This is a genomic window from Bacteroides sp. (assembly GCF_030151085.1).
Taxonomy (GTDB): Bacteria; Bacteroidota; Bacteroidia; order Bacteroidales; family Bacteroidaceae; genus Bacteroides.
Map to the genome: position 1 here is coordinate 28,961 of NZ_JASLER010000006.1, position 24,045 is coordinate 53,005.

Genomic DNA, 24,045 nt, shown 5'->3' on the forward strand with positions numbered 1-24,045 from the left:
TATATATGAGAATTATATCACTTTTTATCCTGTTAACCATCTCCCTCCTCTGCCGCGCGCATGGGGGAGGTAACTACGAACACAGCGATATGCTCGCAAGTATGAAACCCGGCGACAAAGCCGCCCTTCTCATGGTACACTTCGGTACTACGCACGATGACACCCGTGCCCTTACCATTGATGCAATCAATGCAAAGGCGCAGGCTGCTTTTCCTGAATTAAAATTCCAGGAAGCCTACACATCCCGTATCATTATCCGTCGCCTCAAAGAACGTGGCATCGAGAAAATAACTCCACTGGATGCACTCCTGAAACTTCGTGGAGAAGGCTATACACACGTTATCGTACAAAGTACCAATATCATTGACGGTGTAGAAATGGAATCACTGCGTAAGGATGTAGAGAGTGTATTGCCTTTCTTCAAAGAAATTCGTGTAGGCACTCCCCTGCTCTATTCCATAGAAGATGCCGAGAAGGTTGTTGACATATTGGGGAAACGTCTCAACACATCCACACAGGGAAAGAAAGCTGCCAAAGAAAATATTGTCCTCGTAGGTCACGGAACTTACACGCCCAGTACCGCCATCTACAGCCAAATGGATTATATGCTGAAAGCAAACGGACTGACCAATTTCCATGTAGGTACCATCGAAGGTTATCCTACTTTCGAAACCATGCTTGCACAGTTAAAAGCCGCCAAAGCTAAACAGGTAACCCTTGTTCCCTTCATGTTCGTTGCCGGAGACCACGCTAAAAACGACATTGCCGGAGAATGGAAAGAAGCACTTGAGAAAGAAGGATATACCGTCAATGCACATCTCGAAGGATTGGGACAAGTTCCTGAAATACAGGAAATATTCATCAACCACATTCGTTTCGGACTGAAACACCGCATGCTGGACATCATGACGAAAAAAGCAGCCTACGCTGCCGGCAAAGATGTAGAATAAAAGGGAAACGATGAATGTTATTACCCAATTAATATACTCTATTCATAGGATACTGGGCACTCTGCTCTGTATCCTATTTCTCATGTGGTTCCTCTCCGCTTTCGTGATGATGTACCACCGTTTTCCCCGTGTCAACGCGAAAGAAAAACTACAAAAGCAAGAAATACTCTCCACATCGGGTGATTCACTGCCGGACATTGCTTCCGTCATAGCCCGCCTTCCCCACAAAGAAAAAGTCAGAAATCTGACCCTCGACCGCAATTTAGGACAAACGGTTTTCCATATCCGTACAAACAAAGGGGAATATAATCTTCCTCTGAGTCCAGCCGACTCAATGCCACAGATGGATAATGAACATATCCGGCAGATAGCTGCCTTGTGGTGTTCTGCTCCCATAGCCCGCATGGATACGATACATTCCTTAGACCAATGGATTCCATTCGGCGAATTAAAAAAAGAAATGCCCATCTACAAGATACATTTCGCCGATGATGCCCAAACCCAACTTTACCTAAGCTCACGAAACGGCGAAGCCTTACAATTCTCCAACCGGAACGAACGTTTTTGGGCATGGATGGGCGCCATTCCCCACTGGGTCTATTTCACTTGGTTGCGACAAGACACTGCACTATGGAATAAAACAGTCATCTGGTTATCCGGCCTAAGTTGTATTATGGTCATTGCAGGTATCTGGGTAACTATAGATATATGGTGCAAGACACGCCGCAACCGTCACCACCGTTTTTCACCCTATCGCAAAAAATGGTATCACTGGCACTACATGACCGGAATATTCTTCGGGATATTTGTACTGACCTTTACCTTCAGCGGCATGATGTCCTTAGCGGATATTCCCGAATGGATTCATAAACCAGCCTTGAAGAACAACCCTGCACGTACACTACACGCCCATGCTCCCCAACCGGACCAATATACATTGGATTATCGCAGTATCATAGCAGCCTATCCCCAAGCCTTACAGATAGAATGGAGCAATTTCCGTGAACATCCCTACTATACCGTTAAAGACGGAAAAACAGAATTTTACATAGATGCAGCCGATAGCCTGTCCCACCCTTTACAACTCTCCGAAGACGAAATCCGTAGAGGCATCGAAAGTATATACGCCTCTGATAGTGTATCTGCTCATCACTCCATGACGATTCGGATGTCACAGCTCAACCACTTTGAAACATACTATCGTGACATGAGCAGCATGTACCGCGGACGTCCCCAACTCCCCGTCTGGAAAGTAACTGTAGAAGATGCTGACCGGAGCGTCTATTATATCCATCCGGAAACGGGTATTATCCGCCATGTCGATATTTCCTCCCGATGGAAGTACTGGTCATACACGGCCTTGCACCGTATGCGTCTGCCCGGACTGAACTCCAACGCCACCCTGCGCAAAACCATCCTTTGGGCATTGCTGCTCGGCGGAACCGTTGTTTCTGTTACCGGCCTTGCGTTAAGCATCAATTATCTGCGGAGAATATGCCGCAGGATACGAAAATCAGAAAGATATATAAGAAGATGAACAAAAGAAGATTAGGACTACTCCTGGGTAGTGCAGTCTTAGTGATTGCCGCCTATTTTGCCACCTATCGGTATTGGTTGGCGCCCACCCGTATCCTCATTGTCAATCCGTTGCCGGCACAAGCGGCAGACATTGCCTTAAACAATGATAGCAAACATATCGAAGTGACGTGCATCAAGATGGAAGAAGTGAAAGACTTGTCCGGCTACGATGCCATTATGATGTACGGCAGAGGATTGTTTCTCGACGAGACACAGATTGCCGAGATGGAACGGGTAGCTGCCCAAGGTGTACCTATCTTCACGAATGCCTTACGAAACTTTAACTTCATCGCCAACTATAACATCACGCCCGAACAGCAGGCTACTTTGCAGACATACTTCCAGAATGCCTGCAAGAAAAACTACCGGAATGCTTTGCGCTATCTGCGTCATTTGTCTACCCCACTACGCCGGGGTGACCAAGAATTTGAAGTCCCTGTAGAGTTACCCAACAATCTGTACTACCATCAGGAATACGGCCAATACTTCAACACCCATGAAGAACTGACCGCCTATCTCAAACAGAAACACCTTTACCACGAGAATGCCCGCACTCTCGCCTTTATCTCCGGTATCAGTTTTCCGATGGAAGGAAACCGTGCACATGTGGACACGCTTATTTCACGACTGACACAGGCCGGATTCAATGTCTATCCCATCACAGGAAGCGGTAAAGGACGGGAAGACATGATACATTCGTTGCATCCCGATGCCATGGTTTATCTCCCTATGGGACGTCTGGGCAATGATTCCCTGATTCAATGGCTGCATGATGAAAACATTCCCCTCTTCATGCCCTTCCCATTGGTGCAGCCTCGTGAAGAGTGGCTGGACGTTACCAAGCCCGTTAGCGGAGGAACACTTACGGCACGTGTCGTCGTACCCGAGATAGATGGCGGCATGGCCCCACTCTGCATTGCCACCCAGAATGAAAACAAGGAAGGTTACTTCCTGCATACTCCCGAACCTGAACGGATAGATGCCTTTATCGACCATATCACCCGCTACATGGCACTCCGCAACCAGGCCAACAAAGACAAGCATATCGCAATCTGCTACTTTAAGACTCCCGGTAAAGATGCTTTATTGGCAAGCGGTATGGAAGTCATCCCCTCTCTCTACAACTTTTTGAAGCGCCTGCGCAACGAAGGCTATAACGTGAGCGGACTTCCTGCCACCGTAGAAGAATTTGGAAAACAGATACACCGCGATGGTGCAGTGATGGGCTCATATGCCAAAGGTGCACAGGAGCAATTCCTAAAGACTGCACATCCCGTATGGCTGACCACCCGGCAATACGAACAATGGGCGCACGAGATTATTCTTCCCGAAAAACACAAGGAGGTGACAGACCGCTACGGAGATGCTCCCGGCAATCTGTTGGCAACCAAAGATAGCATAGCCATAGCCTGCCTGCAATTCGGCAACATACTGTTATTCCCCCAACCTCGCCCCGCATTGGGAGACGATGATTTCAAGCTGGTACATGGCATGCCCGTAGCACCACCGCACAGTTACCTCGCCCCCTATCTATATATGCAGAAAGGATTTAAGGCTGATGCACTTATCCATTTCGGTACCCACGGAAACCTGGAATATACTCCCGGTAAGAATGTGGGTCAGTCACGGGCTGACTGGTCGGACGCACTGGTAGGCAATCTTCCGCATTTCTATTACTACACTACCGGAAATGTGGGTGAAGGCATCATCGCCAAGCGCCGTACCCATGCCGTGCTTGTCACCCACCTTACACCGCCATACGTAGAAAGCGGTATGCGCCAAAGATATACTTCCCTGCTTGAAGACATTCATAAAATACTGGATGAAGGAACAGAAGGCCACCGCATGCTGGGTATGCGCATCAAGAAAGAAGCCGTACGCCTGGGACTGCACCGTGACCTCGGTCTGGATTCCATTCCCGACAATCCTTATACTGCGGAAGAGTTGGAACAACTGGATGCCTTCACAGAAGAAATAGCCAACGAAAAAATGATCGGAGCCTACTATACTATGGGTGAACCCTATTCCAACCGTGACCTCCTGACCACCACACTCGCCGTTGCCGCCGACCCCTTGGCCTACGAGACCGCCAAGCGTGATCGTGACAAAGGAAAAATAACCACGGAGCAGTTACAGGACTTCACCTATATAACCCATCATTATCTTCCGTCGGCCAAGAAGCGGCTGACTGCCTTGTTGCAGAATCCTCCGAAAGATACAGCCGGCATTGCCGCCGAGCTTCGTCCCGCACTGCTTTACCGCCGGCAACTGGCAGCTTCTACCGCCAATGAGTTCAATGCTATGGTACGTGCCCTGAACGGTGGAACCGTATATCCTGCCCCCGGCGGCGACCCTGTACTGAACCCGAATGTCCTTCCCACCGGGCGGAATATGTACAGCGTCAATGCCGAAACCACCCCAAACTCCCGCGCTTGGGAAGATGGAAAGCGCCTTGCCGAAACCACCTTGAAACAATATCTCTCCAAACACGGAGAGTACCCCCGCAAAGTAAGTTACACTTTCTGGGCGGGTGAGTTTATCACTACCGAAGGCGCTACTCTGGCACAAGTGTTCTGGATGCTCGGTGTAGAACCTGTACGCGATGGGCAAGACCGTGTAGTCGATTTGAAGTTAGTCTCCGGCAAAGAACTGGGTCGTCCCCGCATCAACGTGGTGGTGCAAGTCTCCGGGCAACTCCGTGATATTGCAGGTTCCCGGCTCAAACTACTGACCGATGCCGTACGTCTGGCATCGGAAGCCAAAGACGATGCCTATCCTAACTATGTTTCCTCGGGCACGCTGTTGCAGGAAAAGCTATTGGTGGAAAAAGGTACTTCGCCCAAACGTGCCCGCGAAATGTCCGTCATGCGCATATTCGGTCCGGTAAACAGCGGTTACAGTACAGGTATCATGGGCTATACCGAAAGTAGCGGTTCATGGGATGATGAGAAGGAAATAGCCCAAGGTTATCTCAATAATATGGGTGCTGCATACGGAGACGAAGAGAATTGGGGAAGTTACCAGAAAGATTTGTTCGCCTCCGCCCTCTCAGAAACGGATGTTGTGATTCAGCCCCGGCAAAGCAACACATGGGGCCCCATCTCATTGGACCATGTCTACGAGTTTACCGGCGGCATGTCTCTCACCGTCAAGACCCTGACGGGCAAAGAGCCGGATGCTTATATGGCAGACTATCGCAACCGTACCAACCGCCGCATGCAAGATGCCAAAGAAGCCATTGCCGTAGAAACACGAGCCACCATTCTGAACCCTACCTTCATACAAGAACGCATGAAAGGGGGTGCAGGCACGGCACAGATGTTCGGCGAAATCTTCCGTAACATCTTTGGATGGCATGTCATGCGCCCCTCGGCTATGGATAAAGAACTTTTCAATGACTTATATAAAATGTATATCCTGGATGAAAACCAACTGGGCATACATGACTATTTCCGTGAAGTTAATCCGGCTTCCTTCCAGGCCATGACTGCCGTGATGCTGGAAAGTGCACGCAAAGGTTATTGGAAAGCATCGGAAGAACAACTGAAAACAACAGCCGCCCTGCACGCGCAAATCACTCGTGAGAAAGGCGCCGCCTGCACCGAGTTTGTATGTGGTAATGCCAAACTACAAAACTTTGTTGCCGAACAGCTGGACAACAACACCCGGCAAACTTACAGCCAGGACATGAAAGCTATACACGAAACGTCTGCCGATAACGGGAAAGATGTGGTACTGAAAGAACAAAAGCTCACTCCCGAACAGGAAACTCATAAAAACACAATGAACGGACTTGTGATAGGCATGGTAGTTATGGTGGCTTTTATCGGATTAGTTGTACTACTCAAGAAGAGAAAGAAGCAATAGTATGGAATACGTTATACATCTCTTAGCTATTTTCATTGCCATCAGCTTTCTGCTTAAAACAGGCTTTTATCCCCGTTGGGGGATATTGGCTGTGGCTATATGCTGTGCGTTGTTCACAGGGTTAATCACTCCGTGGATGACTGAACAATCGAAAACAGAGATGGCGCTATTCTTTGCTTCACGTTCCAAAATGCTGAATCTCTCAGTATGTGTTACGTTGGAAGCAGCCGTGATGATTGCTTTCTGCTTTGACTGCTTTGCAGCAGCAAGGGTTCGCAATACTGTCTTTAAACAAGCGGTCACCTTTCTGTTAAAGCTATATCCGGGGGTGTTGATAGGCGGAGTGATATGCTATGCGTTGGCATTGCTGCTTTTCTCGTTTCCCGGCATAGATTTCGGTAGTCTTTCCTGGATAGCGGCTATCGCTACATTTCTGCTTGTTTATGGAGGTTGTCGGCTATTACATACGATAATAGGTGACGAACCCGTGCGACTGGAGGTCTTATTTATCGTAAACATCTTCATTGTCATTCTGAGTATTATCACTACCGGATATTAACAAGCACATTCATCATTAGTAAATCAAATAATCATTCAATATCTATCATGGAAACAATTTCAAACACCCTCTTCTGGATATCCAACGGACTGCTGGTTCCTGTCGTTGTACTGCTGTTACTTTTCTTCTTTCGCGCCATCATTCTTGCCGGAGGCTTCTTCGGGGAGTTCTACCAACGCATGAAACTACAAAAGCAATTGGCAGAAATGCTGGAAACCGTAACCACCGAAACCATAGACGAGCAGTTGCAGCTACTTCCGCCTGCCGGCAATTCTCCGTTGCTTCGTTGTTTGAAGAAGCTGTCGGAGCATAGGGACAATGCAGCCTATTGCGAGCGCATGTTGGCAAACTATGAGGTGGATGCGGAGAAAGAGTTAGGACGTTCGCGCACCTTTATCAAATTAGGCCCGATGTTGGGGTTGATGGGTACTCTCATTCCGATGGGCCCCGCATTGGTAGGATTGGCCAACGGAGATATCTCCTCAATGGCATATAATATGCAGGTTGCTTTTGCCACTACGGTTGTGGGACTGGTTATTGCCGCTGTTGGCGTCGTAACGCTACAAGTAAAGCAACGTTGGTATGCCCGCGAGATGAACGATCTGGACTACCTCGACAAGACACTCCGAAACGAAACCTCTAATACTGTGAAAGGATGAAACGGAACAAACTTCTGCACAATGATACTGATTCCGACCCTATGGGTACGGTAGCCAATCTTTTCGATGTAGCTATGGTATTTGCTGTAGCGTTGATGGTAGCCCTTGTTTCTCGTTTCAGCATGACGGAGATGTTCTCGAAAGAAGATTTCACCATGGTGAAAAACCCCGGAAAGGAAAACATGGAGATTATCACCAAAGAAGGCAAAGAAATCAAGAAATACACGCCCAGCGAAGAGCAAAAAACATCCGGCAAGAGAGGGAAAAAAGTAGGTATCGCCTATGAGCTTGAGAATGGAGAGATCATTTATGTGCCCGAATGAAATAAGCATTACCTAGATATAGCTATTTTACCCCTCAGTATAACAACTTTTAAGTATTTCAACCTATTGAAGTGGTACGTACCTTTGCGCTGTTATTTAAAATAAAACAATAAATGATAAAGCAAAGACTTTGGACCGCCCTACTGATAGGGGGAGTTATTACAACCAGTGTATATGCACAAGCCGATAAAGGCGATAGTGAAGACATCACTCAAAAGGTATTTGAGTTAAACCCTGTGGTCGTCACAGGAACAGGAACACACCAGCGGCTGAAAAACACACCCGCACCGGTATCGGTCATCACCGCCAACGAGATAAAACGTGCCGGAATCACCGACTTCCAGCAGGCTATGACCATGATGGTACCTTCATTATCTTTCTCGCCCAACGCTATGGGTTCATACTTGATGATGAACGGACTCTCTAATAAATATGTATTGATACTGCTGAACGGCCGGAAAATGACCGGTGACATCAGTGGCAATATCGACATCAGCCAGATAGATATGAGCCGCGTAAAACGTATCGAAGTATTGAACGGAGCCGCTTCCTCGCTTTATGGTTCCGATGCCATAGCCGGTGTTATCAATATCATTACCAACCAGCCCAAAGAGGAAATATCTTTTTCTTCGAACAGCCGTTATACAGGAAAGAATCAATTTACACAAGGACTCAATCTGGACATTGCCAAAGGGAAGCTAGGATCATACACAGCTTTCAAGTACGACCATTCCGACGGTTGGCAAAACAGTGGACTGACCGAAAGCGGTGACGAGCTGATTGAAACATTAGATCAGCTATCTGTGGGGTACAACACTAATAATTTCTCGCAACAATTCACCTACGATGCTACGGATAAGCTCTCTTTCTACGCCAACGGAGGGTATTACTGGCACATGACCGACCGTCCCATTGAACGTGAAGGTATAGACGGTGGAAACAAATACAATACCCATTACGAAGGATATAACTGGGGAACGGGGGCGAAATACAAATTAAGCAACCGTAACTCCATCCAACTGGATTATGTAGGCAACAATTACACTTCACGTTATAACTATATGTTGGCATCCGGTGATTACTTGCCGGGAGATTATTCGTTTACCAAAAGGCAGAAGTTCCATGATGCCGAATTGAAAGGTATATTCGGCTTTACGACCAATAGTACTACTGTGTTTGGAATAGATTACCGTCAGGATATACTGGTCCGTCCGGATGCAGAAGTAGACAAGGGGTTGTATACGTTGTCCGGCTACGGCCAGCATGAGGTGAAACTTTGGGATCATCTCACGGGTATCGTAGGTTTGCGTTACGATCATCACGAACAGGCCGGCGGACGTTTCACGCCTAAGGTAGCAGCGATGTATAATATTGGCAATTTCAATCTTCGTGCCACATACGCAGCAGGTTTCCGGGCTCCCGGAATAGACGAGCTGTATTACAGCATGTTCAAGAAGATGGGCAGTAAATATACCATTTCGATAGGAGACAAAGACTTAAAGCCGGAACACAGCAATTACTACTCGGTAAACATGGAGTACCGCACCAATCGTTTCAGTGCATCCGTTACCGGTTACTTGAACTTCCTGACCGATATGGTTACTTCAAAAACGACTCCTTTCAATGATCTGCCGGCAGAACAGCAAGCGCAATTAAAGGATGAGTTTAAGGAACTGAACGATTTATCTTCTACTGCCAAAGTCAACCTGAAAGAATACATCAACTTCGAGAAAGCGGCTGTACGTGGTTTTGAAGTCAATCTGTCAGGCAATCCGTTTGCAGGTTTCACACTGACGGGTAATTATACATACGCTTATGCTCGTGGCAAAGGGGAAGAGGGATGGCAAAACATTCAGCGTAGTATCCGCCATACGGCAACTCTCAGCGGAAACTATGTTCATAGTTGGAGCGATTATACATTAAATATCAATCTGAACGGTCGTTTGCAGAGCAAGTGTTACTATCCGGGGGATGTTGACGGCGATGCTCCAGGATACGGCATCTGGAATCTTAACACGCGCCATTCGTTCGATTGTTTCAGGAATCTTTCCCTGGAACCGGGCATCGGCATCGACAATATCTTTAATAAAAAGGATATGCGTCCTCTGAATAAGAACTTTACGCTGTATTCGCCGGGACGAATGGTGGTGGTTAGCTTGGCGTTGAAACTTAAATAATCAATCATTCATAACCAATAGAATATGAAACATTTTATTATAACTCTCTGTTTGTTGGGCATCAGTCTCTTCTCCTTGGCGCAAGAAGAGAAAGCGGCACTGCTTATCACTCATTATGGAAGTTCGGACTCTGAAACACGTGCACTGACGCTCGATGTCATTACCCGTGAAGCCAAAGAGGCATTTCCACAATTTGAAGTGCGTGAAGCCTATATCTCTCCTATTGTACGCAAAAGACTGGCGAAAGAGGGTATCGTGAAAGATAGTCCCATTGACGCTCTGCTGAAACTTCGTGCTGACGGTTTTCAGAAAATCTATATTCAGAGCACTACGCTGATTGAAGGTAGTGAGATGACTTCTGTACGCAGGGATGCAGATAAAGTACGTCCTTTCTTCAAAGAGATAAAAGTAGGTAATCCGCTGCTCTATTCGGTGGAAGATTGCGAAAAGGTTATCAGTCTGTTGACGAAGGAACAAACCGGGAAGAAAGAAGATGTTGTGTATGTGGGGCATGGCAACCAACTGCCCAGTACAGCCACATACGCCATGCTGGACTTTATGATGAAGGCGCATGGTTGGAAGAACTTCCATGTCAGTACCATCGAAGGTTATCCGACTGTAGAGGCTACTTTGATGCAGTTGAAGGAAACAAGCCCCAAAACGATTACTTTAGTTCCATTATTGCTGGTATGTGGAAACCATACCAAAGAAGATATTGCCGGTGTATGGAAAGAAAAACTAGAGAAGGAAGGTTATCAAGTAAAGGTGCGTATGCAAGGTTTGGGTGAAAACCAAGCGATCCGGCAATTATATTTCGACCATATCAAAAGCATAATAAACGAGAAATAATCAGCATTGAGATACGAAAAAAACGAGAAGGTCCACCGCTCGCTCCGCCCCACCTGCGGAGTTTGCGGTGGACTTTTTCGTGGGTAGTGTTTATCCCAAGGGATTGTCATTCTCGTCGCCGGAACCACCGGTGGAGCCTCCGCCGGAGATCCCCTTGGCTACCTTGTAGGCAGCGAGCGAAGAGTAGCTGACGCCTGCTTCGAGTACGCCGCCATTCTGAAACTGGAGATTCTTGATAACACCCTCGCGAAGCGTCTTCGAGGGAGTGAAGAGGATGCGTGGCTCTTTAATCATCTGCCCCGCATTGAAGGTGGTTATATCCTCTACGCCTTCGCTTTTGAAGGTGATGCGCAGAGTACCCAGGTCGCCCACTTTTACGATATGTCCTTGCAGGAGCTGCTGCATGGCGTATTTTCCCAGGAGATCCAGTGATGCTTCCATTTCGATGGGGGCCGTGGTGGTATTCTCGGTGGCGGCACGGGTCATGGTCTTGACGTCTTGCGCATCGTTGCCAATAGGGATGGCGTACCATTTCTTCTTAGCAACCTTGTCCTTGGGATTAATTTTCTGAACTAACTTATACTTGTACATAGTGTTTTTAAGTTTTAGCCGATTTGTTCAATGATATTACTTTATAATTATTCAGGTGTCGGCGTCTTTCGGCGATAGGCAGGAGGCATTCGTGAGAGTCCGCACTAGGTGGATATTGTCGGCGGCAAGTGAGGGGTAATGACACTGGTGTGTCACTGGTAATGACATACGGTATGTCATAGGTGGTGACATACAGTATCTCATGGGTGACGACATACGGTATGTCATGAGTGGTGACATACAGTATGTCATTATCACCTCCACGCCTACCCCTTCCACAGATACTCCTGAGCAAGGTCAGCAGGCAGTTCTTGCACGCAAAAGGCTCCGGTACCGACAGAGGGTTCTGTCTTGTACCGGAGCCTTTCATCTACTGTTCGTTGCGGTTTCGCCCGTCCTACGTGTGGGTAGCGGACGGCTTTGCAACGGCAGGACAAATGTAATACTTTATTTCCGTCCGACAAAGGATATAGGGATGTTTCTGCAGGAAAAAATGGAGATTATGAGTTATTGAGTTCTCTACTCAAATACAATCCAAAGGATTACGTTTCATAATCAGCGGATAGCGTTCGGGGTGCTTGAGGCTCTCTATCTCCAAATCAACGCCCAAAGTTTCCCATTCAATAGCCGAACGTCCCGACATGCGCACATTCAGCACGTCGGAGATGCGAGCGTCTCTGAGCCAAGGCATACGATTGTACGAAATGAAAAAGTCATTTCCCTGCACCGAAAGCATGATGCCTTGGGCATTAATCATCAATACGCTTACCGATGTGTTCTGTAAACCGGCGTTTAAATTCGTCTCCATATCGCTCTAAGATTTGAGTTATTTTCTTTAAGTCCTTATTAGTAAAGCCGTAATTCTCGGCAAGTTCCACGGACGGTTCCAACCAGAACTTCGCTTCACACTCCGCTTTCACCACATGAATATGCCGCCGTTCTTCCTCATTTGAGAAGATTTTGAAGCAATAACCGTCTTCACGTCTAAATACCGGACTCATAGTTTATTATTTTATATCGAGCCAAAGATATTTATTTTATACTGAATAACAATGTCCGGCAAGAGATTTTGTTCAGCATACGGAAGAGATTTCTTCGCTTACATCAAATTTATGTCTTATCTTTGCATCTCTAATAGAAAATACGGATATGAAACAACCCAAAATAATTGTTGCCGGTATCGGACCGGGCAACGAACTAGACATTACTCCCGCCGTTATCTCCGCTTTACAAGAATCTGATGTAGTGGTGGGATATAAATATTACTTCCAGTTTGTCACTCCCCATCTTCGTCCCGAAACAGAATGCATAGACACCGGCATGAAGCGTGAACGCACTCGTGCCGAACAAGCTTTCGAACTGGCCGAACAAGGAAAAACTGTTTGTGTCATCAGTTCCGGAGATGCCGGTATTTACGGCATGACACCGCTTATTTATGAAATGAAGCGCGAACGGAACAGTTCTGTAGAGATCATCTCATTGCCCGGTATCAGCGCTTTCCAAAAGGCAGCTTCCCTACTCGGTGCTCCTGTAGGACATGACTTCTGCGTGATTTCCCTTTCAGACCTGATGACACCTTGGGAACGCATTGAGAAAAGAATCATTGCCGCCGCTTCCGCCGATTTTGTGACCGCTGTATATAATCCCAAAAGTGAAGGCCGTTACTGGCAACTCTATCGCCTGAAAGAACTCTTTCTACAAGAAGGACGTTCACCGGAGACTCCCGTAGGTTATGTACGCCAGGCAGGGCGACCGGAACAAGAAGTACACATCACCACGCTAGAGGAATTTAATCCCGAAGAGGTGGACATGTTCACCGTTGTCCTGATAGGCAATTCGCAATCTTACGAATGGAATGGCGCTTTTATAACACCCCGTGGTTATTATCGTGAAACGGATACTCAAGCGAAAAGCATCGGTCAAGACATCATGATCCGTAGTTTCCGTACCATCGAGAAGGAACTGAAGAATAAAGATATTCCCCTCGACCATAAATGGGCCCTGCTACACGCCATACATACCACAGCCGATTTCGAGATGGAAAACCTCTTGCTTACCGATGAAGGAGCAGTAGCGTCACTCTATCAGAACATCGAAAATGGAAAGATCAAGACGATCATTACCGATGTGACCATGGCAGCCAGCGGCATCCGCAAAGGCGCCCTACAACGCCTCGGCATAGAAGTGAAATGTTACCTCGGAGATGCCCGCACCGCAACAATGGCTACCGAAAAAGGAATCACCCGCACACAAGCCGGTATCCGTCTGGCAGTAGAAGAACATCCGGATGCCCTTTTTGTATTCGGCAATGCCCCTACCGCACTCATGGAACTTTGCGACCTGATACGTAAAGATAAAGCCAAACCCGCAGGCATCATTGCAGCCCCCGTAGGCTTTGTACATGTGCAAGAGTCCAAGCACATGGCCAAACCTTTTACCCGCATCCCGAAGATCATAGTAGAAGGACGCAAAGGCGGTAGCAATCTGGCAGCAACATTGATGAATGCAGTATTATGCTTTAATGATGCAGAGCAACTGAGACCGGGAAGAGACGTGTAAATAGTGATTAGTGATTTGTTTGTAATGGAACGGAAGTTTATAATTATAGGAATGAATGATAACCGGGAACCTTTCTTCCCGCCGGAAGTGTTATCACATATACGGCAAGGGAAAGTATTCTCAGGTGGCATACGGCATAAGAATATAGTAAAAGACTTATTGCCTGAACAGGCGGAATGGATATCCATTACCGTACCATTAGATAACGTATTTGCCTGCTATGAGAAGGTCTTTACAGAAACAGAAGAGACAATCATTGTCTTTGCTTCCGGTGACCCGCTGTTTTTCGGCTTTGCCAATACAGTAAAGCGGAAACTGCCTGATGCGAAAATTCGTCTTTATCCCACTTTCAATTCCTTGCAAACCTTGGCGCACCGCCTCGTGATGCCCTACGACGACATGCGCACCGTTTCACTGACCGGTCGCCCGTGGCAGGAATTCGACCGTGCCCTCATAGAACGAGTACCCAAAATCGGCATTCTTACTGACCGCGAACATACTCCTGCCACCATTGCCGAACGTATGCTGGCGTATGGCTACACCTATTATATAATGTATATAGGCGAACACCTCGGCAATCCCGAAAAAGAACGCATACGCCGCATGACTCCCGAAGAAGCGACACAAAGTACCTTCGAGCACCCCAATAACCTGATACTCGATACAGAATCGTTCTGCCACTTTACCGAAACGGATACAACAAGCGAGCGCCCCCGCCTCTCTCGCCCCTTCGGCATTCCCGACGAGCAATTTGCCCATCTGGACGGACGTGACCGTATGATAACGAAATCCCCCATCCGTCTGCTTACCTTGCAGACCTTGGAATTGAACCGCCGCCGCGTATTTTGGGACATCGGTTTCTGTACCGGTTCAGTCTCCATCGAAGCGCGACTGCAATTTCCACATCTTACTGTAGTCGCCTTTGAAATACGTCCCGAAGGCAAGGAACTGATGGATATAAACACCCGTCGTTTCGGAGCTCCGGGCATCACAGCAGTTATAGGCGATTTCCTGCAAACGGAGATCAGCTCCTATCCCCGCCCCGATGCCATCTTTATTGGCGGACATGGCGGACATCTGAAAGAGATATTGGCAAAAGCGAAAGAAGTACTGCAACCCGGTGGCTGTATAGTTTTCAACTCCGTTTCAGAAGAGAGCAAAGCCGCATTCAGCGAAGGCGTCGAAAACCTTGAAATGATGCTGCATCCTTCTCTCTGCATAGCCCTGAATGATTATAACCCAATTGAAATTATGAAAGCAACGCTTTCTTAAATATATATCTAAATGAAAACAGCTATTATCCTTATTTCCGAAGCCGGACTGGACGCCGCGAAACTACTACGTGGCGAACTTCCGGAATCAGAAATTTTCACCCCCCGCAATGAAGAAGGGTGTACACATATTGAATCCATCAGTAGCTTTACCACAGAGAATTTCAACCGCTACGATGCCTTCATATTCATAGGAGCAATGGGGATTTGTGTACGTTCCATCGCCCCATGTCTAAAAAACAAATATACCGACCCTGCCATCGTATGTGTAGATAGCACAGGCAAATATGCAATTTCCGTACTTTCCGGACACATTGGCGGCGCCAATGAACTGACCAACCAAGTATCCACGATTCTTGGTGCCGAACCTGTAGTTACCACCCAAAGCGATCGCACCGGTTTGTGGGCACTCGATACTTTCCCGAAACGGTTTGACTGGTTCCCCATCATCAACGCAGATCCTTCGGCCCTCCTGATGGCCGAACTTGCCAAGACCAAAGAAGAGAAAATAAAGGCATGTATGAACGAACATATCGGCATCTTTGTAGCCGGCAAACCCACTGCCCTGTTACTATTGGTCCGTGACGAAGGTACCGACTGGTTGGAAGCAAATCTGCCCCCCCATGTAACCGTATTCTATCGCGCCAAAGACATCAAGCCTTCCCGCTTCAAACTGATAATATCCGTATCTCCACAAATCCCTGATTTAGGCAACTATATGCCTATCATCTGCTTTGTCCCCAAAGTTCTGCACCTGGGCATCGGTCTTGCCCGCCAGGCTGGTCCTACACGGAAAGTTCAGGATGAAATCATAGATGTATTAAGAGACAATGGAATTATCTATCCTGCCCTCGCCTCTATCTCGACCATCGACGCAAAGAAAGATGAACCGGTGGTAAAGGCACTTAAAAGGAAGTTTCCCGTTCATTTCTATACCGCCGACCAGCTGGCACAAGTGGAAGTTCCCCATCCCAGCAAGACGGTCATGAAACACATGGGTACCCCCAGCGTAAGCGAAGCCGCCGCCATACTCAGTTCAGAGAATCCCCAACTGCTACTGCCCAAAAAGAAAGGAGCAAACTATACAATGGCTGTCGCCATCGACATCAATGCGGTACGTCGCGGACATATCGAAATAGTAGGTGCCGGTCCGGGTGACCCTGATCTGATTTCCGTACGTGGACGCCAAATGCTCGAAAAAGCGGATCTTATACTTTATGCCGGTAGCCTTGTTCCTAAAGAATTAACTCTCTGTGCCAAGCCCGGAGCTACTGTACGCAGTTCTGCATCTATGGACCTGGAAGAACAGTTTGCCTTAATGAAGGAATTCTATGATAGAGGTAAGTTCGTTGTACGCCTCCATACGGGTGACCCTTGCATCTATGGAGCCATTCAGGAGCAAATGAACTACTTCGACCAATATAATATGAGCTACCATATCACCCCCGGCATCTCCTCATTCCAAGCCGCCGCCGCCGCCCTGAAGTCGCAATTCACCATCCCTGAGAAAGTACAAAGCATCATCCTCACCCGAGGTGAAGGACGTACTCCGATGCCCGAACGTGAGCAACTGCACCTTATGGCACGCTCGCAAAGCACCATGTGCATCTTCCTCAGCGCAGGCATTGCCAAACAAGTGCAAGAGGAGCTTTTACAGGAATATCCCGAGAACACCCCTGTTGCCGTATGCTACCACCTGACCTGGAAAGATGAACGTATCTTCCGTGGCGAATTGAAAGATCTCGCCAAAATCATCAAAGAGAACAAACTGACCTTAACCACTATGATTGTTGTAGGCGAAGCCATCGGCAACCGTGAAGGTCTTTCCCGACTATATGCCCAAGAATTCAAACACCTCTTCCGCAAATAAACATCATGAATCACTAAACACTAATCACTAAAAATGATACTTATATTAGGCGGAACCACCGAAGGGCGTATAGCCGTCAAAACACTGGAAGAAGCAGGAAAAACCTACTACTACTCCACCAAAGGAAACGAACAAGAGATATTGCTGCACAACGGCATCCGCCTGCAAGGTGCGATGGATGTAGAGCAGACTGAAACCTTCTGTGTCCAAAACAGCATCAAGCTGATAATAGATGCCGCGCATCCTTTTGCCGAACAGCTTCATAAGACAATAGACCAGGTTGCCCGCGAATCCGGTATTCCCGTCATACGCTATGAGCGCATCTTCCCCGAACGGGACAAAGAAATCCTCTGGTGTCGGAACTATGAGGATGCCATCCGCTGTATCAAAACAAAAGAGATAGAAAGTGTGCTGGCACTTACCGGTGTACAAAGCATCGGCAAACTCAAAGCCCTTTGGCAAGATACCTTCTGCTATTTCCGAATCCTCGACCGTGATAGTTCCCGTGAACTAGCTGCTCAGGAAGGCTTTCCCGAAAACCGTCTTTGCTACTATCGCAGCGGAGAAGATGAACGTGCCTTGATGAAAGATCTGCGCCCCGAAGCCATACTTATCAAAGAAAGTGGCATATCCGGCGGATTTTGCGAGAAAGTGGAAGCCGCAAAAGCATTAGGTATAAACATTATTGCCATCATTTGTCCACCAACTCCTGAAAGCTTCATTCGTGTGAACGGGGAATATGGTTTGCGCCGAATGATTGAAAAACTGCTGCCCGATTTCTTCCCCCTACATAGCGGACTGACTACAGGTACCTGTGCCACCGCAGCAGCCGTAGCAGCCACCTGGGATATTTTGAATATCAAACTTCATAAACGTCCCAATGAGTTTCCTGTCGTATTGCCCAACAACGAAACGATTCTGGTTCCCGTAGAACCGCAAACCAGCCTTCCCCACTCTGACATACTTGAAAATGGTGATGGCATGTTTGAAATCGATGCTACAGTTATCAAAAATAGTGGAGACGACCCGGACATTACCAATGGTATGAAGATTATTGCCAATGTAGCCGTGCCCTTCCGATGTGATGATCCATCTCCCGAAGAATCACAGCAAGAAGATTATAACATCATTGTGTGTGGTGGTGAAGGAATCGGTATCGTCACCATGCCCGGCTTGGGACTTGATATTGGCGATTCTGCCATCAATCCCACACCTCGCAAGATGATTGAAGAGAATGTAAAAATGTGCCTTCGGTCACTGAAAGTTCCTATTCAACCCAACCCTATTGTGGTGACTATCTCCATCCCCGGTGGAGAAGAAATAGCCAAACGAACCTTTAATCCACGTTTAGGCATAGAAGGCGGAATCTCTATCGTCGGGACTTCGGGCATCGTGAAACCATTCTCTTCGGAGGCTTTTATAAGTTCCATCCGTAAATCAATGGAAGTAGCACTTGCTACCAATAGTCCTCGTATTGTAATCAGTTCCGGTGCAAAAAGCGAAAAGCATATCAAGGCATATTATCCTGAATTACCGGCACAAGCTTTTGTACAGTATGGCAATTTCATTGGGGAGACTTTGAAAATTGCCGATGAACTTCAAGTGCCCCATGTTACCCTTGCAGTAATGATCGGCAAAGCCGTGAAACTGGCGGATGGATATTTGGATACCCATAGCAAGAAAGGAGTAATGAACAAAGCTCTTATCTGCGATTTAGCTTTCCAAGCCGGATGTACGGATGAAACGCTCAATGCTATCGGGGAAATGAATTTGGCACGTCAACTTTGGGACATCATACCGAGCAGAGAGCTGAAGGGATTTTGCGATTTATTAATAAAACACTGCGGGCACTATTGCGCTCCATTATTACCTAATGGCGAACTTACCTTACTATTAATAACAGAAAACGGAGAAATATACATATGAAAAAGAGTATCATAATCATTTATTTAGCCATAACTTCTTTGGCTACTTGGGCGCAATGCCCTGTATCTTTCCATGCAAAAACAGGAATCGGTACTTCTCATTTCTACGGTAAACACTCAGGAAGTGAGACCAAGATAGCCTACAAAGCAGGAATCGGTGCAGAATATGCGCTCAATAGAACATGGGTGCTACAATCTGCTTTAGAATTTGTTTCAATCGGAGGCAAAAGTGATATGGAGTATGTGGGAAATGCCAAAATGAACGAACTATATCTACAAATACCCATAATGATGGCTGCAAGGCTTAATCTTGGGAAAAATTACCATGCCTCGTTGAGTGTAGGTCCATACGTAGCAGTAGGTGTAGGTGGTAAAACAACCGGTGAGATGTACGACTACAGCAGCAGCCGCCCATCTTCCGGTAATTACCGTTTCAAGTTAGATACCTTCGGCAGCCTTATAGATAATAATATGGGTAATGACCGCTTTGATGCAGGTATCGCTATGGGTATCAGCATTGAATATCATAGATTTATCATTGGAGCTGAAGCTCAGGTAGGATTTATTACTGTCAATAAGCAATTGAATCAGATAGTGAACCCAGATGGATATAATGGAGAATATCTTCCAAAGAACTTTGCTTCATTCTTTACACTCGGTTATAGATTTTGGTAATAATGCAATGATTTCGGCATGTCATGCCAACTGCCCGGTCTCTTTCCGCTTCATCTCCGAAAGTACTCCACAGGTTAATGGAATAGCAAGGAAGAAGGTCAATAAATCAGCGGAAGCCTGACACATTTCTACCCCTTTCAATCCCAAATAGTAGGGAAGAATAAAGATGAGCGGAATAAAGAACAATCCTTGGCGGGCCGAAGAAAGTATAGTGGCGCGAATCGGTTTACGGATAGTTTGAAGCATCATATTACTTACTACTATCCATGCGCCAAGGGGATAAGTAATGAATTGCCAACGTAGAGCCGCAGCTCCGGTAGCTATTACTGCCGGATCTCCTTTACGGAATACAGAGACTATTTGTTCAGCATATCCCATACCGGCAATCGCGCAAACCAATAAGAAAAAGAAGCCTACCTTCACGCAGAACCAAAAACCTTGACGGACACGAGCGTATAATCCGGCTCCATAATTGAAGCCACATACAGGTTGGAATCCTTGTCCAAAACCAATCAGGAAAGCATTGATAAACATCGAGATGCGGGTTACTATAGACATACCCGCAATAGCTGCATCGCCATAAGCTCCGGCAGCTACATTCAAAAGAGTAGTTGCCACGCTTGCCAACCCTTGCCGTGCAAGAGAAGGAGTACCACCCCCTATGATTTCTTTTATAAAGGCAAGAGTAGGCGTAAAGTTTCTATATCGAATCCGGATATTACCGCCTTTACGTGCCATATACAACAAAAGAGAAAAACTGCACATCTGACTGATAACAGTGGCCAATGCCGCACCGGATATTCCCATATCACATACAAAAATCAAAATCGGATCAAGTATTACATTGATTACCGCCCCACTCACAATGCCTACCATAGCGTATGCCGCATTCCCTTGAAAACGTATCTGGTTATTCAATACCAATGAAGATGTCATAAAGGGAGTACCTATCAGAATAATGCCTAAATAACGTTCTGTATAAGGTAGAATGGTTGGGGTAGAACCTAATAAAATGGATAAAGGAGTTAGAAAGATCAAGCCCAAAACAGCCAAGAAGATTCCTACAAACAAAGCAAAGAAGAATCCGGTAGCCGCCATTTTTTCTGCATTTTCTGTTTCTTGTGCACCCAGCTTACGAGACATGTAGTTGCCCGAACCATGACCAAAGAAGAAACCAACTGCCTGAATGATGGACATTACTGCAAATACAATACCTACTGCTGCCGTAGATTGTGTATTGATTTTACCCACAAAATAAGTATCTGCCATATTATAAAACGAGGTCACCAACATACTGATTATCGTAGGTATTGCCAATGATATGATTAATCTGGGAACTGGTGCAGTGGTCAGACGGATATATTTATCTTTTGCAGAGTCATGAATCATAAGAACTATCTTTTACCAGCTACAAAGATACACAAAATCTGGTGTGTTTCTGTAATAAGGGTAACTATGTCTGTAATTCATCTACAAAGGAAATCTTTTGCTTCCCCTATTTTTGCAGTGTAGAAAAAACATTGTTAGACAAATCATTAATACAAAAAAGAATGAAACGATTATTACTATTAGTGGCTGTGTTTTCGACGGTATTGGGCACAAGCCTTTCTTTCGCACAGACCGATGCGGATAACTTTTATAAGAGTAACAAGGTAAAAATGGAAGCAATATCATTTTCCAACCTGTATAAAATGAAGATAGTAGGAAATCTCTTTTTACCAGAAGATATGAAGGAAGGCGAAAAACGGCCAGCCATCATTGTGGGACATCCGATGGGAGCTGTCAAAGAACAGAGTGCCAACCTATATGCCACAAAAATGGCAGAACGGGGCTTTGTCACCCTTTCCATCGACCTGTCTTTCTGGGGAGGAAGCGAGGGGGATCCGCGCAATGCAGTCGCCCCCGATCTTTATGCAGAAGCTTTCAGTGCAGCAGTCGATTACCTCGGCACGCGCCCGTTTATCAACCGTGAGCACATCGGTGCCATCGGTATTTGTGGCAGTGGTAGCTTCGCCATTAGTGCTGCCAAAATTGATCCCCGATTAAAAGCTATCGCCACTATCAGTATGTACGATATGGGAGCCGCCAACCGCAACAGTCTGAAACACTCCCTCACCTTGGAACAACGTAAAAAAATCATGGTCGACGCTGCCGAGCAGCGTTATGTAGAATTCGCAGGTGGAGAAACGAAGTATACCAGCGGTACTCAGCATGAAATAACAGAGCAGTCTGATCCGATAGCAAGGGAATTTTATGAATTCTATCGTACACCGCGTGGAGAATTTACTCCCGAAGGAGCCACACCACAGACCACCACTCATCCTACACTGAGCAGCAATGTAAAGTTCATGAATTTCTATCCTTTTAATGATATCGAAACCATCTCACCCCGTCCGCTGCTTTTCATCACCGGCGAAAATGCCCATTCGCGCGAATTCAGTGAAGATGCCTACAAACGTGCTGCCGAACCGAAAGAGCTCTACATTGTACCCGGTGCCGGACATGTGGACCTCTACGATCGTACGTCCCTTATTCCATTCAACAAACTGGAATCTTTCTTCAAGGAATATATGAAATAATATAGGAGGAATTATATTGCTTCTTTATGGATGTAGAAAAGTGAGGGGATGTTTCTTTCAGAATCATCCCCTCACTTTTCTATTTTTCTAATCACATGGTCCTAGTTGCCCAAAGACGATCTTTTTCTGTCATAGCAGCAAGTTCTTCCACCCGCTTCATATCCAGTTTCAATCCTTCGGCAATACGTGTTCCATAATCCTTATCTGCCAGATAGCAATGCGCAGCATGACGATATTTTACATTATCGGTCACCGGCATAATATCCGCAACTGTATTATTGATTAAAGCCTGTTTCTTATCTTCCGTCATCAAACGATAAAGATCGCCCGGTTGATAAAAACAATTATCAGTTTTGTCATCGTAGGGGCTGTAATGATCTATTGCACCATCCACAGGCAAGGCAGGATGACGGTATTCAGGTTGTTCTTCCCACTCGCCAAAGCCATTGGGAGCATATCCTTTTGTTGCACCATAATTACCATCTACACGCATCAATCCGTCACGATGATAGCTATGTACCGGACAATGTGCTTGGTTAACGGGGATTTGGTCATGGTTCACACCTAAACGATAACGCTGTGCATCCCCATAAGAAAAGAGACGTCCTTGCAGCAACTTGTCAGGTGAAAGTCCTATACCTGGTACGAGGTGGGTAGGTGCAAAAGCTGCTTGTTCTACATCAGCGAAGTAATTTTCAGGATTACGATTCAGCTCTAATACACCTACCTCAATCAGCGGATAATCTTTATGACTCCATGTTTTGGTTATATCAAACGGATTCTCTTTATAGTGCTGAGCTTGCTCCTCGGTCATGATTTGAAAGTACAATGTCCATTTCGGAAAGTCTTTATGCTCAATAGCTTCAAACAAATCACGCTGATGACTTTCACGATCTTTGGCTATGATGGCAGCTGATTCTTCATTAGTCAAATTTTTAATACCTTGTTGGGTTCTCAAGTGAAATTTTACCCATACGCGAGCACCACCCTTATTAATCAGGCTATAAGTATGGCTACCAAAACCATGCATGTGTCGATAGGATGCCGGAATACCACGGTCTGACATTACTATGGTAACTTGATGCAAAGCTTCAGGCAACATTGTCCAATAATCCCAGTTGTTTTGTGGAGATCGTAAATTAGTCTTCGGATCACGTTTTACTGCATGATTCAAGTCCGGAAATTGCATCGGATCGCGAATAAAAAATACGGGAGTATTATTTCCTACTAAATCCCAGTTTCCTTCTTCAGTATAAAATTTAATGGCAAAACCACGGATATCACGTTCGGCATCAGCAGCACCGCGCTCCCCGGCTACAGTAGAAAAACGGATAAAAAGATCTGTCTTTTTACCTATCTCAGAAAAAAGCTTGGCACAAGTATATTGAGTCACATCATGGGTCGTAGTAAAATTACCAAAAGCACCACTACCCTTAGCATGCATTCGCCTTTCCGGAATAACTTCACGATCAAAATGGGCCAACTTTTCCATCAGCCAAGTGTCTTGCATCATTATAGGACCACGAGAACCTGCAGTTTGAGAATTACGATTATCCGACACAGGAGCTCCTACTTCAGTAGTTAGTTTCTTTTGTTCTTCCATACTATTAGTT

The 24,045-nt window shown here is 46.3% G+C and carries 20 protein-coding genes; 15 read left to right on the plus strand and 5 right to left on the minus strand.

What is annotated here, in order from left to right; all coding sequences use genetic code 11:
• Positions 1–5: 5 nt before the first annotated feature.
• The 8 genes from Q1W14_RS01815 to Q1W14_RS01850 all read left to right on the plus strand — a co-directional run bounded on the left by Q1W14_RS01815 (position 6) and on the right by Q1W14_RS01850 (position 10,962).
• Positions 6–950, plus strand: coding sequence for a sirohydrochlorin cobaltochelatase (locus tag Q1W14_RS01815; RefSeq protein WP_300698684.1), 945 nt, complete (start codon positions 6–8; stop codon positions 948–950).
• A gap of 10 nt (positions 951–960) precedes the next feature.
• Positions 961–2,487 carry a PepSY-associated TM helix domain-containing protein gene (locus Q1W14_RS01820; protein WP_300698686.1) on the plus strand — a complete coding sequence of 509 codons (1,527 nt, stop codon included), beginning with the start codon at positions 961–963 and terminating at the stop codon, positions 2,485–2,487.
• Positions 2,484–6,395: a cobaltochelatase subunit CobN gene (locus tag Q1W14_RS01825; protein WP_300698688.1), complete on the plus strand. Its 3,912-nt coding sequence runs from the start codon at positions 2,484–2,486 to the stop codon at positions 6,393–6,395. Before Q1W14_RS01820 ends, Q1W14_RS01825 begins: the two co-directional genes overlap by 4 nt.
• A 1-nt stretch (position 6,396) precedes the next feature.
• Positions 6,397–6,954 carry a hypothetical protein gene (locus tag Q1W14_RS01830; protein ID WP_300698689.1) on the plus strand — a complete coding sequence of 186 codons (558 nt, stop codon included), beginning with the start codon at positions 6,397–6,399 and terminating at the stop codon, positions 6,952–6,954.
• Positions 6,955–7,001: 47 nt separating this feature from the next.
• A complete protein-coding gene (locus tag Q1W14_RS01835) occupies positions 7,002–7,613 on the plus strand; it encodes a MotA/TolQ/ExbB proton channel family protein (RefSeq protein ID WP_300698691.1) in 612 nt (203 codons plus the stop codon).
• On the plus strand, positions 7,610–7,936 hold the full coding sequence (locus Q1W14_RS01840) for a DUF2149 domain-containing protein (RefSeq protein WP_300698693.1): 327 nt from the start codon (positions 7,610–7,612) through the stop codon (positions 7,934–7,936). The genes Q1W14_RS01835 and Q1W14_RS01840 overlap by 4 nt, the downstream gene beginning before the upstream one ends.
• A gap of 113 nt (positions 7,937–8,049) precedes the next feature.
• Positions 8,050–10,113: a TonB-dependent receptor gene (locus Q1W14_RS01845; protein ID WP_300698695.1), complete on the plus strand. Its 2,064-nt coding sequence runs from the start codon at positions 8,050–8,052 to the stop codon at positions 10,111–10,113.
• A 24-nt stretch (positions 10,114–10,137) separates the two neighbouring features.
• Positions 10,138–10,962, plus strand: a complete 825-nt coding sequence (locus tag Q1W14_RS01850) for a sirohydrochlorin cobaltochelatase (RefSeq protein WP_300698696.1) — start codon at positions 10,138–10,140, stop codon at positions 10,960–10,962.
• A 90-nt stretch (positions 10,963–11,052) separates the two neighbouring features.
• On the opposite strand, the gene Q1W14_RS01855 is transcribed toward Q1W14_RS01850, so the two are convergent.
• Complete coding sequence (locus Q1W14_RS01855) at positions 11,053–11,553, minus strand: hypothetical protein (protein ID WP_300698698.1); 501 nt, start codon at positions 11,551–11,553, stop codon at positions 11,053–11,055.
• A 202-nt stretch (positions 11,554–11,755) separates the two neighbouring features.
• On the opposite strand from Q1W14_RS01855, the gene Q1W14_RS01860 reads away from it, so the two are divergent.
• Positions 11,756–12,067, plus strand: a complete 312-nt coding sequence (locus Q1W14_RS01860; protein ID WP_300698700.1) for a hypothetical protein — start codon at positions 11,756–11,758, stop codon at positions 12,065–12,067.
• Between the two features lie 9 nt (positions 12,068–12,076).
• Here Q1W14_RS01860 and Q1W14_RS01865 read toward each other — a convergent pair whose 3' ends face one another.
• Together Q1W14_RS01865 and Q1W14_RS01870 are read right to left on the minus strand one after the other, a co-directional pair.
• Positions 12,077–12,361 carry a DUF2442 domain-containing protein gene (locus Q1W14_RS01865; protein ID WP_245530871.1) on the minus strand — a complete coding sequence of 95 codons (285 nt, stop codon included), beginning with the start codon at positions 12,359–12,361 and terminating at the stop codon, positions 12,077–12,079.
• Positions 12,303–12,554: a DUF4160 domain-containing protein gene (locus tag Q1W14_RS01870; protein WP_300698706.1), complete on the minus strand. Its 252-nt coding sequence runs from the start codon at positions 12,552–12,554 to the stop codon at positions 12,303–12,305. The genes Q1W14_RS01865 and Q1W14_RS01870 overlap by 59 nt, the downstream gene beginning before the upstream one ends.
• 148 nt (positions 12,555–12,702) lie before the next feature.
• On the opposite strand from Q1W14_RS01870, the gene cobJ reads away from it, so the two are divergent.
• From cobJ to Q1W14_RS01895, 5 genes are read left to right on the plus strand one after another with little or no spacing between them, the layout of a single operon-like run.
• A complete protein-coding gene (gene cobJ, locus Q1W14_RS01875; protein WP_300698708.1) occupies positions 12,703–14,112 on the plus strand; it encodes a precorrin-3B C(17)-methyltransferase in 1,410 nt (469 codons plus the stop codon).
• Between the two features lie 24 nt (positions 14,113–14,136).
• Positions 14,137–15,384, plus strand: a complete 1,248-nt coding sequence (gene cbiE, locus Q1W14_RS01880) for a precorrin-6y C5,15-methyltransferase (decarboxylating) subunit CbiE (RefSeq protein WP_300698710.1) — start codon at positions 14,137–14,139, stop codon at positions 15,382–15,384.
• 12 nt (positions 15,385–15,396) lie between these two features.
• The gene (gene cobM / locus Q1W14_RS01885; protein WP_300698713.1) at positions 15,397–17,253 is read left to right on the plus strand and encodes a precorrin-4 C(11)-methyltransferase; all 1,857 of its coding nucleotides are present in this window, start codon (positions 15,397–15,399) and stop codon (positions 17,251–17,253) included.
• Positions 17,254–17,286: 33 nt separating this feature from the next.
• Positions 17,287–19,179 carry a cobalt-precorrin-5B (C(1))-methyltransferase CbiD gene (gene cbiD / locus Q1W14_RS01890; protein WP_300698715.1) on the plus strand — a complete coding sequence of 631 codons (1,893 nt, stop codon included), beginning with the start codon at positions 17,287–17,289 and terminating at the stop codon, positions 19,177–19,179.
• Positions 19,176–19,853 (plus strand): outer membrane beta-barrel protein, encoded by a 678-nt coding sequence (locus Q1W14_RS01895; RefSeq protein WP_300698717.1) that lies wholly within the window; start codon positions 19,176–19,178, stop codon positions 19,851–19,853. The genes cbiD and Q1W14_RS01895 overlap by 4 nt, the downstream gene beginning before the upstream one ends.
• A 21-nt stretch (positions 19,854–19,874) precedes the next feature.
• Here the strand turns inward: Q1W14_RS01895 and Q1W14_RS01900 are convergent, their stop codons facing one another.
• On the minus strand, positions 19,875–21,242 hold the full coding sequence (locus tag Q1W14_RS01900) for an MATE family efflux transporter (protein ID WP_300698721.1): 1,368 nt from the start codon (positions 21,240–21,242) through the stop codon (positions 19,875–19,877).
• Positions 21,243–21,403: 161 nt separating this feature from the next.
• On the opposite strand from Q1W14_RS01900, the gene Q1W14_RS01905 reads away from it, so the two are divergent.
• Positions 21,404–22,432, plus strand: coding sequence for an alpha/beta hydrolase (locus tag Q1W14_RS01905; protein WP_300698724.1), 1,029 nt, complete (start codon positions 21,404–21,406; stop codon positions 22,430–22,432).
• A gap of 91 nt (positions 22,433–22,523) precedes the next feature.
• Here Q1W14_RS01905 and Q1W14_RS01910 read toward each other — a convergent pair whose 3' ends face one another.
• On the minus strand, positions 22,524–24,035 hold the full coding sequence (locus Q1W14_RS01910) for a catalase (protein WP_300698726.1): 1,512 nt from the start codon (positions 24,033–24,035) through the stop codon (positions 22,524–22,526).
• Positions 24,036–24,045: the final 10 nt, after the last annotated feature.